This window comes from Oleiphilus sp. HI0125 (assembly GCF_001635355.1).
On record NZ_LWGF01000838.1, the window covers coordinates 1 to 1,069 of the forward strand.

General features: G+C 43.9%; 1 protein-coding gene. It reads right to left on the minus strand.

The features are described 5' to 3' along the window. Positions 1–1,052 (minus strand): 7TM domain-containing protein (locus A3762_RS13635; RefSeq protein ID WP_304439287.1); only part of this gene is annotated, 1,052 nt, incomplete at its 3' end. Positions 1,053–1,069 lie beyond the last annotated feature (17 nt).

Below are 1,069 nucleotides of genomic sequence, written 5' to 3' on the forward strand. Positions count from 1 at the left end.
GCCGTGAGCAAACTACCTAAGCCTTGAATCCCGACTTCTCTTGGACCTTCTTCTTCCCAAAGAATAGAAAGACGCTCAACCGTCCATGCGGTAATTATCATAGGGAAAAACGTCACTTTAAGCCCCCATGGGATACCAAGTTTATGACTCGCAATACCAATAGCTGCAAAAATAATAATCACAAACACAAGTACTGACGCGATTCTTGGCACCAGCAGTAAATTCAGACGGCTTAGCCAAGATCGAAGTAACAAGCCAATGCTAATCACCAAGACAAACAGCGTCAGCCCGACAATGAGCTCAGTCTGCAAAAACACCATAGCTATTAATACCGGCATAAACGTCCCGGACGTTCTGATGCCGATTAGATTTCGAAAAATAACAACAACCAAAGCGCCCAAGGGAATAATCAATAGCAACTTAAAAGTGCTTTGCTCAGAAATCGGTAAAGAATAAATTGAAAAGTCGATAAACAAGCTATCTGCGATCCCTTGACTCTCTACCGACGTGGCAAGCGCATTGCGATACTCTCTGAGCATTGAAAAACGAAGTTCCGCATTTCGACCTCCGTAAATTTCAATAAGCGGCTCATCGCCCTCTTGGAACAAAATTAGTCGGTTAGGCTGAATTACATACTCTTCTAAGGCATCGATGGTATGCCACGCGCCCTCTTCGTAAACCCTTAAAAATTGCTGAATAGGCGTGTTGCGTTTGCGATCACGCAGCATCAAGCCTTGTGCAGTTTTGCTATGTACACCCGAGTAAGCTAGTAATTTTTGCGCAAGCTCTATGCGCTTACTTAAGCGTGCGTTCTCACCTAATAGAACCAGCATGCTCGGCTCATCAGTATTCATCATATCTAACAAAGCCAGCGCTTTTCCTTTGGGTGAACGATACTGTTCAAGCGACCTTGTAATCGCATCAACCGCCTGTTTTTCACTCACGAGAAATGTTGGGAGACTGAGCTCTTTTGGTGACGGTCTCGTGTAATTATCATTATTCAAAAACCACGTAACATAACGAATCGCAGCTTCTTGCTTACCTAGATTCATTTTCCCTTCAAGCAGAA